The organism is Aeromonas sp. LsrichE-8G (assembly GCF_022869435.1).
Classification (GTDB): Bacteria; Pseudomonadota; Gammaproteobacteria; order Enterobacterales; family Aeromonadaceae; genus Aeromonas; species Aeromonas caviae.
The window spans coordinates 1-12,523 of sequence record NZ_JALIHH010000217.1 but is presented as its reverse complement, the minus strand read 5'-3'; the positions used below and the strand labels follow the sequence as shown (position 1 = coordinate 12,523).

The following is a 12,523-nucleotide window of genomic DNA, read 5'->3' as shown; positions in this document are numbered from 1 at the left end:
AGAATTACAGAGCAGTTACGTTCTCAGCCTGCGGGCCTTTTTGACCTTGGGTCACAGAGAACTGTACGCGCTGACCTTCAGCCAGGGTACGGAAGCCGTTACCTTGGATGGCGCTGAAGTGAACGAAAACGTCCGGGCCGTTTTCTTGCTGGATGAAGCCAAAACCTTTGGTTTCGTTGAAAAACTTAACGGTACCGGTGATCATGTTAGACATATCTTTAAACCTGTATTCAAAATAATTACTTATGCTTTTCAGCGGGTAAAGCTCAAAAAACGGGATTACTTATGAACAACAGGAAAAGATGTAAAACATCATATTCATTGACATAACTATCGCCCTTTCAAGCTGGTTGAGATTATACGTGCCTTTGTCGATTACGCAAACAAATTTGTACCCCGCCAGCGGCGGGGTACGGCGGTTTAGACCTGTGCCGACTCCAGTGCCTGAACCAGGGCTTTGAGGAAGCGAGCCGCCTCTCCACCGGTGCAGGCTCTGTGGTCAAACGTCATCGACAGGGGAAGTGCACGCACCGGGCGCGCCTCGCCGTGGATGAACACCACCTTCTCGAACAACTTGCCCGCTCCTATGATGGCCACCTGGGGTGGTGTGACGATGGGGCTGGCGTAACGGCCGGCGATGGCGCCAAAGTTGGTGAGGGTGATGGTTGCCCCCTGCAGCATTTCCCGCGGCACGGCACGGGCCTTCACATCGGCGATCATCCGATCCAGCCCCTGCCGTATGTCAGCCGGGTCCCGCTCTGCCACGTTCTCCATCACGGGCACATAGAGCCCATGCTTGGAGTCGACTGCGATGGCCACATTGACCTCCCTGAACAGACGCCGCGACAGGGTCTCTCCGTCAAACCACGCATTCATGGAGGGTTCAGCCCGACACGCCACGCCGATCGCCTTGATGAGGCGCACCGTCACATCTTCATCCGGGCGCCAGTGGCGCAAGTCCACTTCGTCGGTGATGCTCACCGGCACCACAGTCCGGTGCGAGAGCTCCATCGCCTTGGCCATGGCCCGGCGCGAGCCTTTCAGGAATTCGTTGCCGCTCTCCTGCTGGGCCTCGAACGCCTGTTGCACATCCTGCTCGGTCACCATGCCAGCGCTGCCGGTTCCCTTGACCTTGTCGATGTCCAGCCCCAGTTTTTGCGCCAGCAGACGGACCGCTGGCATGGCTTGTACCAGCGTGCCGCCGGGCGCCATGGCCCCCACCACGAAATGATCCTCGATATGCTGCTGATGGGCGCTGACCTTGCCAACGACGGTGCCGTCATCCTCGCCCCCTTCAAACTCCACCAGCGGTGCCCCGATGTGGAGGATGTCCCCCTCCTGCCCGCACAATCTGGCGATGACCCCGGCCACCGGTGAGGGCACATCCACCAGCGCCTTGGCTGTCTCCACCGACAGCAGTACCTGATCTACCTGCACCGTATCACCGGCGCTCACCTTCCACTCGACGATCTCGGCCTCGGCCAGTCCTTCGCCCAGATCCGGCAATTTGAAAAATTTCATGACCTGCTCCCCCTCTGCTGGGACATCACCAAACATTGACAGACACCATGGAGCCCTGTGGCCCTGGCACTTGCGCATCCGTACCTGTCGTGCGTCATAGCCACTGGTTCTCCATCAGTTGCCGAGCCGCCTGCGCGATCTCCTGCTCGGTGATGAGGTAATACTCCTCGTTGCGATAGTAGGGGACGGCGGCATCCACGCCGGTGAGGCGTCTTGGCGGCGCCTTGAGGGCAGTCATCGCCTCTTCGGTCACCTGGGACACGATTTCGGCACCCACCCCGAAACTGCCACAGGCTTCGTGTACCACCAGCAGCCTCCCGGTCTTGCGTACCGAGGTCAGGATGCTCTCCATGTCCAGGGGTTTGATGGTGGCAAGATCCAGCACCTCGCACTGGATGTCCTGCTCCGCCAGCAGGTGCGCCGCGCGCATGACTTCCTGGATGCAGGCTCCCCAGGCCACCACAGTGATGTCCCGGCCGGGACGCAGGGTGAAGCAGACATCCAGCGGCAGGCCGATGCCGTCATCCACCACATCCGACTTCATGGAGCGATAGATGCGATCCGGCTCGAAGAACATCACGGGATCCGGGTCCCGAATGGCCGACAGCAGCAGGCCGTAAGCCCGCTTCGGGCTCGAAGGGATCACGACCCGCAGCCCGGGGATATGGGCAAACAGGGCCTCGACGCTCTCGCTGTGGTGCTCGGGTGAATGGATGCCGGCTCCATAGGGGGAGCGGTAGACGATGGGACAGGTGACGCGGCCACGGGTCCGGTTTCGCATCCGCGCCGCCTGGCAGATGATCTGCTCCATGCCCGGGAAGATGAAGCCCTGGAACTGGAATTCGGCCACGGGTTTGAGCCCCTGGGTCGCCATGCCCACCGCCACCCCGGCGATGAGTCCTTCGGCCAGCGGCGTATCGATGACCCGCTTGAACCCGAATTTATCGCGAAGCCCCACTGTGGCGCGAAACACACCGCCGTTGACCCCCACATCCTCCCCCAGTACCACCACATCAGGATCGCGTGCCATCTCGTGGTGCAACGCCAGATTGATCGCTTCGAGCAGCGTGATATCGCTCATAGTCCCTCCCCGCTCTGCTGCATGCCCTTGGCGATGATGCGCTGGCGCTGGGCAAGATAGGCCTTCGGCAGCTCGGCAAACTGGTAATCGAGCAGGGTCTCCGGCGCCTGGGGCGTGATGGCCTCGTAGGCGGCAACGGCGCGTTCCACTTCCCGGCCCGCCTCTGCCAGCAGCGCCTGTTCCTGCTGCTCATCCCACCAGCCCCGTTCAAACATGAACTGGCGCAGCCGCTTGACCGGCTCCCTGGCCCAGGCCGCTTCCACCTCGGCGCCGTCACGATAGCGAGTCGCATCATCGGCGGTGGTGTGATCCCCGAGCCGGTAGCTGACGGCTTCGATAAGCGTCGGCCCCTTGCCGCTGCGAGCCCGCTCGACGGCAGCGCGGGTCGCCTCATAGACCGCCACCACGTCATTGCCGTCCACCTGGAGGCTGCGCACCCCGGCTCCTATGCCCTTCTGGGCCAGAGTGGGCGCGCTCGACTGCAACTTGCGCGGCACCGAGATGGCCCATTGGTTGTTGTTGATGATCATCACCATGGGGAGATGCCAGACACCGGCACAGTTGAGCCCCTCGAGAAAGTCTCCCTTGGAGGTGCCGCCATCGCCGATGGTCACCACGGCGACCCTGGGCTGGTTGCGCAGCTTGAAGGCGGCCGCGATGCCGGCAGCATGGGTGATCTGGGTGGCGATGGGAACGCAGATGGGCAAGTCTTCCGACAACTCGCCATCGGCCTTGTAGAAGACGCTGCCCCGTTCATCGCCGCCCCAATACTGCAGGTTCTGCTCCATGGGCACGCCCCTCACGTAGAGAGTGGGCATGTCCCGGTAGTAGGGCACATAGACATCCTCTGGCTGCATGGCGAGCCCGACCCCGATCCCCACCGCTTCCGCCCCGAGATGGGAAGGAAAGGTGCCGAGTTTGCCGGTTCGCTGCAGTGCTATCGCTTTCTTGTCGTAACTGCGCACCATCACCATGTTGCGGTAGAAGGTGTGCAGCATCGCCTTGTCCAGCCAGGTCGGCAGTGTCGCGACCGGGCGCCCCTCCTCATCGAGGTAACGAAGGAAGGGGATGTCGACATGGGTCATAACTGGCTCCTTGCCGTTGTCAGCGTCACCACCATGAGGTGACATTTAAAATGTAAACAACATGTTAACCAAAGGGCAACGAGATTCATCCAGGTAAGACCAGTAGAAACTTCTTTTATTTTCGAAGGTAATCGGAATTTTCGGCGAGCATAAACAAAGAAGGGAGCCTGTTCAGGCTCCCTGTCATATCGAGTTCGGGATCATACCCATCACCGCCATGCTGCTTGCCACCGCCCGTGGCGCAGGATCAGCATGACAAAAAGGCGTCAATTCACTCCCACAAACGGGTGGGTACCACCAGCAGCATGGTGCGCTGCCCGATGGCCACGTTGGCGTTGGGGAAGACCACCGCCTCCCGCGGTTTCTCTACCCTGTATTGCCGATCCCCATCTTCTGCCAGCACAAAACCCTGGGGAAATTCGGTGAAGTTGTCCACATCGCTGGCAAACAGAAAGCGGAACTGCTCCGACTGCTTGTTGATCACCCGATCTATGGCAAAAAGGGTGAAGTCATCGGCTCGCCATGGCTCGAGGGCCACCTCATCCTGGGTCACCAGCTCCTGCAATGTCTGGCGCACCTCGATGAAGCGAGTCATGTCGTTTTCACCGAAGGGCCGCACCTTGCCCAGCTCCACCGTAAAGGCATGGGCGCCGTGCTGGTGCGAGCTGTAATAGCTGAAGGTGGTGGTCGGGCCGCTCGAGAGCAGTATGGTGCGCACGCCGCAGGCACCGAGGAAACGTACCTGCTCCTTACAGTGGGGGCGTTCGTGGGGAAAGGGATAGACGGCAAACTTCTCGTGGCGCGAGCCGCGAATGGCGGTATGGAGATCGTAGTGGTAACGGGGCCTGCCCGAGTCGGCAAAGAAGCGGCTCACATACTGCTCCAGACGCATGGCGCGGATGCGCTCCCGGTTGCACAGCCCCTCCCCCTTGCTGTGGGCGCCCGAGAAGAGGCGGTTCATGTTCTCTTCCACCTCCCTCACCCCCTGGTTCATGGCGGCGGGGTTGCCAAAGAGGAAGAGCACCCGGTGACGAACCTTGAGCTCCTCTGCGAGCAACCGGGTCAGCAACTGGTTGCAGATCTCGATGGGGGCTGTCTCGTTGCCGTGGATGCCGCAGGAGAGGACGATGTCCTTGTGCCCGGGTTGCCCCGCCTCGGAAGCGGGTTCCAGGCAGATCACGCCGGTATCCCACACGCTCACCCGGGTACCGTCGGTCAGATTGAAGGCGAAAGGCTCGAGCTGCCACTCATGGCGGCGCGTCAGGGCCAAAAAGTCATGCTGGGGAATCATCCGTCTCACCCTTTAGTCTGGAATGCCATGGCCGGATTATACGCAAGGCAACCGGGCTTAAAATCAGTTTTTAAACAAATTCAAACAGTAAGGATACAAAAATGGCGAGAATGAGTGACAACTCATGCAACAGGATCAAGCGGGGGGAAACACGGGAGAGGGAAAGCGGTGAACGGGTATCGGCAGATGAAGACAGCATGCCTTCGGCAGACTGGTGGGCATCATGCCCCTGGGATCAGCAGAAAAACAAGGCATCCATGCCCGGCTGATCAACCACGCCAGAACGGCTTGGTGGTCTCTTGATAGCGGTCGGCTTCGTTCAGACCGATGTCCTTGAGCAGGTAGGCGGGCAGCTCGGAGAGCTGGCGGCGGCTGCGGCTGCGTTCCAGCCAGGTCAGGACGGTCATCTTGACGCGAGCAACCAGATTCGATTCGCTGGAATGCTGGTAACCGGCTTCGGTATAAGTCATGTTGGCCATGATATGGCTCCTCTCTCTCGTTCTGCGCAAGGCTCGGATTTGATGCGCAAAGCTTAGTCAGGGCGGGGAGGTGCCTCAATTGACGAATTTTGATACATGACATTAGTAAAAGTAATGGTTGATATCGCCAGGGCAATAACCATAACCATATGATTTTAAAATGAAATAACGCTTAAACTTTCCCCCTGTCAGTCTGGCAGCATTTTCTCCTGCGCCACCCACTTCTAACTATGCACTTTCCCACGCTAGCTATGCACGGCACGACACCGAGTCAGCAGGGTGCAAACTCTCGGCCACCAGGGTTTGTTAACAAACAGATCGCAACAAGATCGTTATTTAACAAAAAGATACGAACAGGCAACCTGAACCGGATGCCCCCGTGTCACCCCCATCGTCAGGGTGGCACCGGACGCTTGGCACCCTGCCATCATACTGGTATGGTTATTTATACAGTGGTTTATCATGCTGCTTCCCCACACTGCCCCAATATCATGCTGAACAGGGGAGCGGCACACACACAGGATCTGCCGATGGACACCTTTACCCCCACCGCCGCCCTGCGTCAACAGATGGCCCTGCTGGAGGCGTCGCTGGCACGCCTTGCCCGGCAACTGGGCCAGCTCGACCTGCTGGAGGCTCATGTCTATCCCCTCCCGGCCGTGGCCCAGGGGGAAGAGCATGAGCCCATCGAGGCCATCGAGGTGGGCTATCTCTCGGGCGAGGCGGCCCTGGCCGCCACCCTCGCCGCCTTTCAGGACCACAGCGCCCGCCCCGGCTGCTCCACCAAGGCGACCCACCGTCTGCCCGGCTGGCTGCGCTTTCCGGCCGCCTGCGCCAGGGAGCTGGCCCCCGTCATCGAGGAGATCAACGCGCACAAGCTCGCCTTCAAGGCCATGGTCCAGGCGGCGGGCGGGCGGGACGAGAAGTTCGAGCTGGTGCACGGTGCCCTGCCCGGCGTCATCACCCTGCAGGTCTATCGCAAGCTGACCTGGCTTCAGGGGGATCTCCATTCGCTGGGCTTCACCTGGGCCGACAAGCAGAGCATCAGCCGCCTCAGCCGGGAGCAGGTACTGGAGATGCTGGAGCGCAGCCGCCGGTATGTACCGGCGCTCTTTGACAACGAAGAGTGGAGCAAGATGGTGGATCAGGAGGTATACGACATTCGCCGCCTGCCGGCGGATGCCGGCCTGCGGATCCGCAGGCCGGTCAAGACCCACCCCATGATCAACCTGCTCTGGCAGGACCGGGAGCCCCGCAAGCAGCAGATCAAGGCGAGCCTCCCCCTGCTGCTCTGCTCCGATACCCAGCCGGCCGTCACCCATCTGGGCCACTACCCGCCCAAGCTGCGCCAGGCACGCCGGGATCGCAAGATTGGCGGTGACCCCATCATAGAGCGGCTGCACCTCTACCTCTATCAGGGGTAGCGCAGGCTCGGCACCGCCACAAACGACAAGGGGAGCATCACGGATGCTCCCCTTGTCACATCGAGCGACAGCCCGCCGTCAGCTCATCAGCAGTGCCCGCAGGCTCTCCACATCCAGCCCCTTCACCTCGGACTGGCCGCTCAGGAGGCCGTCGGCCAGTGCCCGCTTCTCGTCGTGCAGCGCCACTATCTTCTCCTCCACCGTCTGCTCGCACACCAGGCGATAGACGGTCACCGGCTGGGTCTGGCCCATGCGGTGCGCCCGATCGCTCGCCTGATCCTCCACCGCCGGGTTCCACCAGGGATCGAGGTGCAGCACGGTGTCGGCCTGGGTCAGGTTGAGGCCCGTGCCCCCCGCCTTGAGGCTGATGAGGAAGAGCGGCACCGTTTCATGGCGAAAACGCAGGATGGACTCCTGACGGGACTTGGCCGAGCAACCCCCATCCAGATAGCAGTAGTCCCACTGCCGCTGTTCGATACGGCTGCGCAGCAAGCTCAGCAGATCGACAAACTGGCTGAACACCAGCACCCGGTGACCACCATCGATGGCTTCGTCCAGCAGCGCCATCGCCTCGTCCAGCTTGCTGCTGGTCTGGGACCACTCCGGCATCACCAGCTGGGGGGAGCAGCAGAGTCGGCGCAGCCGGGTCAGGCCGCTCAGCACATGCATCAGGGCACGGCCATCGGCACTTTGCACCTGCTGCACCACCTCGCGCCGGGTCGCCTCGTAGAGCTGACGCTCCTCGGGGGAGAGGCTGATGTGATGGATGATCTCGGTCTTGTCCGGCAGCTCCGTCAGCACCTGTTGCTTGAGGCGGCGCAGGATGAAGGGGCTGATCACCGCCCGCAGCATCGCCATGTGCTGGGGATTCTTGACCGCCTTGCCAAAGCGGCGCTTGAACTCCCCGAGGCTCCCGAGCAGGCCGGGGTTGATGAAGCTGAACAGGCTCCACAGCTCCCCCAGATGGTTCTCGATGGGGGTGCCGGAGAGGGCGAGGCGAAAATCCCCGTCGAGCTGGAACAGCAGCTTGGCGCGCTGGGTACCGGCATTTTTGATCTGCTGTGCCTCGTCCAGCACCATGCTCGACCAGCGGCGGGACTTGAGCGCCTGGGAGAGACTGCCGAGCATGCCGTAGTTGACCAGGACGATCTGTCCGGCCCTGGCCCCCTGGATCAGGGTCTCCCGCTCGGCGGGATGGTCGAACACCACCACCTCGAGCTCGGGGGCAAAGCGGGCCACCTCCTCCTGCCAGTTGGTGACCACTGACTTGGGCACCACCACCAGCGCCGGGCCCAGGTGCTGGCGCATGCGCAGCACAATGAGGGCCTGCAAGGTCTTGCCCAGGCCCATGTCATCGGCCAGACAGGCGCCAAAGCCGTGATGGGCCAGGGTCGCCATCCAGCGTACCCCCTCCTTCTGATAGTCCCGCAGCGCCGTCAGCAGCTCGGGGGGACAGCTCACCTCCTGCTGCCACTCCTGCTGGAGATTCTGCCAGGCGGCATCCCCCTCGGTGGTGATGACGGAGAGCAGGCGGGCCAGCGGATAGGCCAGCTTGTTGTTGATGCGCTGCTCGTTGTCCAGCATGGCGCCGAGCACGGTGAGGCGTTCCACCAGCTTGTCGCTCAGCATCAGGCTGGTCTTCTCGTCGAGTTGCACCGTGCGCTGGCCCGGTGTCAGCTGGCGCAGGATGAGGCGAAGATCGAGGATCTGGTGCTCGTCCAGCGAGAGCGCCCCCTCCACCTGGAACCAGTCCTGACGCCGCTCGATGCGCAGGCTCAGGGCCGCTTCATCGAGGCTCTTGAGGCGGGCGCTGTCCTGGTGCCAGTGCACCACCACACCGGCGTCCACCAGCTCGGGCAGGGCGTTGACCAGGGTGAGCGCCTGCTCCCCGTCCAGCTTCCACTCGTTGCCGGGCAGGCCGATGGGCAACTGGTTGCGAAGGCGCTGGGCATCCTCTTTCTCGGCAGCCAGATCCCGCTGCCAGTAGTGATACTCCCGGATACCCTGGCGCACGATGGCCTCCCCCTTGCCCAGAGGCAAGGGAGGCAGGTCCCCCTCCCGGGTCACCAGCTGGACCACGAGCTGCCCCTCCTGCCAGTCGAGCAGGACGGAAGGAACGCCGGGCCAGGGGGCCAGCTCGGCGTTGCCCCTGAGCCCCGCCACCTGGCTGTGCCAGGGAAGATCGGGGATCGCATCCAGCGTGCGTTGCAGCTCCTCGAGCCCGGCCGGCGGCAATGCCGGAATGGCCTCCAGGGCCGGTAATCTGTCCAGAAGTGCCTGCGGTGTCAGAATAAGCTGCCACAAATCCTGAGCCAGGGGGACGATGTGCGCACCGCGGGCGGCGGGAGCAGGATGTAGTCTGGCGCTCATGCCCTCCCCGTTCTGTACCAGTTGCAGCAGGGGGGCGCTGACGGCCAGTTGCAGCTTCTGCCCCTTGGCATTGAAGAGGCGAGGATGGTTTGCCAGGGGCACCCAGGCATCCCGGGGCAGCTTGCCCATGTTGCGCGGCAGGGTGCGCACCAGTGCCCAGTCCGCCTCGTCCAGCAGGCTGGCGTACTGGGTGGAAAGCAGGGCCGGATCGACCCTTCGCCCGGCGGTCCACTCCCCCTTGGTGCTCTGCTTCTGGATCTTGCACTCAAGCTCAGGCCCCTCTGCGTGGAGCAGCCAGACCAGCCGCTCCTGGGGCTTGCGCACCCCGCTCGAGCGTCCCAACCCCTGCAGCCAGTTGAGCCAGCTTGCCGAGGCGGGGGCCTTGCCTTCCTCCTCGGTGGCATCCTCTTCCTCCCCTTGAGCAGGACGCAGCGCGCGCAGGGGCCAATGGGCGGCCTCCCGGCCCAGCAGGAGTCGCAGCAGATCCTGGCAGAAGGCCATCAGTCGATGCCGGGGCTCGGCGTCCAGCACGTGGGAGAGGTCCCACTTGTGCAAGATGGTCACCTGGGGGCTCTGCTCGCCGTGGCGCGCCAGGGCGCAGAGATCGAGCCAGAGGTAACCCCAGTGGAGCTCCTCCAGCGGCAGTTGCAGGGTATCGAACAGGCCGACCGCCTGGCCGTGGCGATCTCCGGCCCACTGCCCCAGCAGATCGGCCAGCAGGGGGGAGTGATGGCCCAGACTGCGCTGCCACTTCTTGCGCTGCTCGCTCCCCTGCACCGGATCTGCCTGTTGCAACCAGCCGAGCCAGAGCAGGGCGCTGAACATCCGGGGCCAGGGCGACGCCTCTTGCCCCTGCCACTGCCCAAGCGCCCTCTGGAGCCGTTCGGCCAGGGGCTGCTCATCCCCTCGCGCAGCCAGTTGTTGCAGCGACGGCCAGTGAGTGGTCACCTCGCCGGTCAGCGATCCGCAGAGCCACTCCCACTCGGTGGCCAGCGCCTCGACCCGCGCCGCCAGTGCAGGGGCGCAAGGGGTGACCAGGGACGCCAGCGGCCAGCTCGCCTCCGGCTCGGCATCCAGCAGGGTCTGCAGGGCGAAGTGTTCGAGCAGCAGGGTTTGCCAGGCGGGGCTGGAGCCAGGCAGCAGGCGATGGGCGTCGGGCAGATCCAGCAGGCTCAGGAGCTCCGCGCTCTGGTAATAGGCCGGGATCTGCCCCGCCTCCCCCAGGCAGAGCTCGCGCACCACCCCTTGTGCCACCTCCTGCCCCGTGACCGAGGGCACCCGGCGCCAGTCCGGCATGGGGCAAGCCCCCGAGCGTACCGCCAGGATCAGGGTCAGGGTCCCCTCCGCCGTCAGGCTCCACTGCTGCTCCGTGCGCTGGCGGATCAGCCCCAGCCGCTCCAGCCGCTCCAGCCGGTTCAGGGTGTCGGTCAGCGAATGCTGCCCATGCAGCGTGTCTTGCAGGTAACGGGTGCTGGCGGCGCGCTGCAGTTGCAGCTCGCAGAGCAGGGCATGGCAATCCGAAGAGAGGGTGAAGGCTGACATCAGAACTCACGGGCAAGTGCAAAGGCGGAATTTTAACGGGAAAGCGGCGGCGGCTCGACCCTTAAGCGCGAAATAGTGCAAAAAAGCTGGCGCCTTTGATGGGTACGCGAGCGACAAGGCTGACAGGGCACTCGCCCCTGCCACCGGGCAACGGGCCGCAGGAGGGGCACGGTCATCAAAAAAGGCGCCGCAGCGCCTTCTGGAAACAGGTTGTTGGCTCAGCCTTCCAGCCGGGCCAGACGGGCTTCCAGTCCCTGCAACTGCCCCTTGAGGTGCTCGACCTCTTCTTCGAGCGCCGCCAGTCTGTCTGCCGCCGGTGACACAAGGTTGCCAGCGGGCGCCGCGTCGGCCAGTGCCTGCAGATCCACCTCGCCACTGAACAGGTGCGCGTAGCGGGATTCCCGCTTGCCCGGCTCCCGGGGCAACTTGACCACATAGGGCCCCCGCTCGACCAGCCCGGCCAGCACCGCATCCACCTCGGTCACATCGTCGAAGCTGCACAGCCGGTTGGTGCGCGAGCGCAGCTCACCCGGAGTCTGGGGGCCACGCAGCAAGAGCTCGCAGATGATGCCAAGCTCCTGGGCACTGAACTTCAGCTCGCCAAACTCGGTGTTGCAGAAACGGTGCTGATAGCGAGGCACCCGGGCATTGAAACCGGCAGTGTTGACCACCAGACGGCGGCGGATCAGTTCGTCGATGACGGCGCGGATATCCAGCTCGGCGAGCTCGAGCACGGGTTCGCGATTGCTCTTCTGGTTGCAGGCATTGACCAGTGCATTGAGAGAGAGAGGGTACTGATCCGGCGTGCAGATCTCTTTCTCTATCAGACAGCCGATCACGCGAGCCTCTAATGGGCCTAGTACTAACTCCATTTCAACCTCCCTTGCCAAACGTTAAGGCGGTTATCTTAGCCAAGGCACTCCGTGCGTCCAGCACTGAACCGCATTTTTGCGAGCCGAGGAAACCCTTGATGAAACATCGTACAATCCGGCCGCGGCAAGGGGGCAACACCATACCGTTTGGAGGCCAACACCAGGCAGCGCCTAGACGGACTTGTCGACCCGGGTATCCGTTCCCGTCGTCAGGATGCGAACCTTGTCCCCCTTGTTGAACGTGAGCGCGGGATCCTGATCCTGCTTCACGTTGAGCAGTTTTCCCGCCTCGGTCTTGATCAACAGCTCGACCGTCTGCTTGCCCTGCACACTCTGCTGGTTGCCCTGGCGGCGACGGGAGGCCTCGGCCCCCGCCACGGCCCCCACAGTAGTCGCGACTGTCTGGCCCGAGCCACCGCCAAACTGGCTGCCGACGGCAGCCCCCAGAGCGGCGGCTCCTATGGTGCGCAGTGGCCGTGCTCCACCCTGCTGGGGCGTCGCCTCCTGGGTCAGGATGCGGCTCTCTTGCACTGTGCCATATTCCACCTGGGCGCTGGTGCCCGCGAGGGCCGGTGTGCCCATCAGGATGAGCAGGCTGGTAACCATGGATGCAATCTTCTTCACGATGTCGACTCCGATGACGACTGAGACTCGATGGCGCCAGCACCGCGCTTGCGCGGCCCGCCATCTCCATTCGGGAGACTACACCGCCAACCGACATTCCGCACCTGATTTAGGAATAAATTTGCCGATAGCGCTCACCCAATACCTCCAAAATGATCTGCTGGTCTCCTGTTAGCTCCGTTACTTGTGGCGGAGCTTCTCCCAGTCGATATTCATGGATGCCACCAAAGCGCA

10 protein-coding genes are annotated in these 12,523 nt (G+C 62.9%); 1 reads left to right on the top strand and 9 read right to left on the bottom strand.

Annotated elements, in window-relative coordinates:
* Positions 1-4: 4 nt before the first annotated feature.
* The 6 genes from MUW49_RS19405 to MUW49_RS19380 form a co-directional block, all read right to left on the bottom strand.
* Complete coding sequence (locus MUW49_RS19405) at positions 5-214, bottom strand: cold-shock protein (protein WP_005302803.1); 210 nt, start codon at positions 212-214, stop codon at positions 5-7.
* Between the two features lie 206 nt (positions 215-420).
* A complete protein-coding gene (locus MUW49_RS19400) occupies positions 421-1,521 on the bottom strand; it encodes a dihydrolipoamide acetyltransferase family protein (protein ID WP_010675312.1) in 1,101 nt (366 codons plus the stop codon).
* 94 nt (positions 1,522-1,615) lie between these two features.
* The gene (locus MUW49_RS19395) at positions 1,616-2,602 is read right to left on the bottom strand and encodes an alpha-ketoacid dehydrogenase subunit beta (protein WP_041214863.1); all 987 of its coding nucleotides are present in this window, start codon (positions 2,600-2,602) and stop codon (positions 1,616-1,618) included.
* The gene (gene pdhA / locus MUW49_RS19390; RefSeq protein ID WP_041214862.1) at positions 2,599-3,687 is read right to left on the bottom strand and encodes a pyruvate dehydrogenase (acetyl-transferring) E1 component subunit alpha; all 1,089 of its coding nucleotides are present in this window, start codon (positions 3,685-3,687) and stop codon (positions 2,599-2,601) included. Before pdhA ends, MUW49_RS19395 begins: the two co-directional genes overlap by 4 nt.
* Positions 3,688-3,958: 271 nt before the next feature.
* The gene (astE, locus tag MUW49_RS19385) at positions 3,959-4,978 is read right to left on the bottom strand and encodes a succinylglutamate desuccinylase (protein ID WP_069785276.1); all 1,020 of its coding nucleotides are present in this window, start codon (positions 4,976-4,978) and stop codon (positions 3,959-3,961) included.
* Positions 4,979-5,247: 269 nt separating this feature from the next.
* Positions 5,248-5,457: a DUF1127 domain-containing protein gene (locus MUW49_RS19380; protein ID WP_010675316.1), complete on the bottom strand. Its 210-nt coding sequence runs from the start codon at positions 5,455-5,457 to the stop codon at positions 5,248-5,250.
* Positions 5,458-5,987: 530 nt separating this feature from the next.
* Here MUW49_RS19380 and MUW49_RS19375 point away from each other — a divergent pair.
* A complete protein-coding gene (locus tag MUW49_RS19375; RefSeq protein ID WP_103261376.1) occupies positions 5,988-6,881 on the top strand; it encodes a DNA replication terminus site-binding protein in 894 nt (297 codons plus the stop codon).
* Between the two features lie 78 nt (positions 6,882-6,959).
* Here the strand turns inward: MUW49_RS19375 and MUW49_RS19370 are convergent, their stop codons facing one another.
* The 3 genes from MUW49_RS19370 to MUW49_RS19360 all read right to left on the bottom strand — a co-directional run bounded on the left by MUW49_RS19370 (position 6,960) and on the right by MUW49_RS19360 (position 12,289).
* A complete protein-coding gene (locus MUW49_RS19370) occupies positions 6,960-10,793 on the bottom strand; it encodes a DEAD/DEAH box helicase (RefSeq protein WP_244813101.1) in 3,834 nt (1,277 codons plus the stop codon).
* A 218-nt stretch (positions 10,794-11,011) separates the two neighbouring features.
* Entirely contained in the window at positions 11,012-11,665 is a 654-nt protein-coding gene (locus MUW49_RS19365) for a DUF480 domain-containing protein (protein ID WP_113979110.1), read from the bottom strand.
* A gap of 171 nt (positions 11,666-11,836) precedes the next feature.
* On the bottom strand, positions 11,837-12,289 hold the full coding sequence (locus MUW49_RS19360) for a glycine zipper 2TM domain-containing protein (protein ID WP_114522947.1): 453 nt from the start codon (positions 12,287-12,289) through the stop codon (positions 11,837-11,839).
* Positions 12,290-12,523 lie beyond the last annotated feature (234 nt).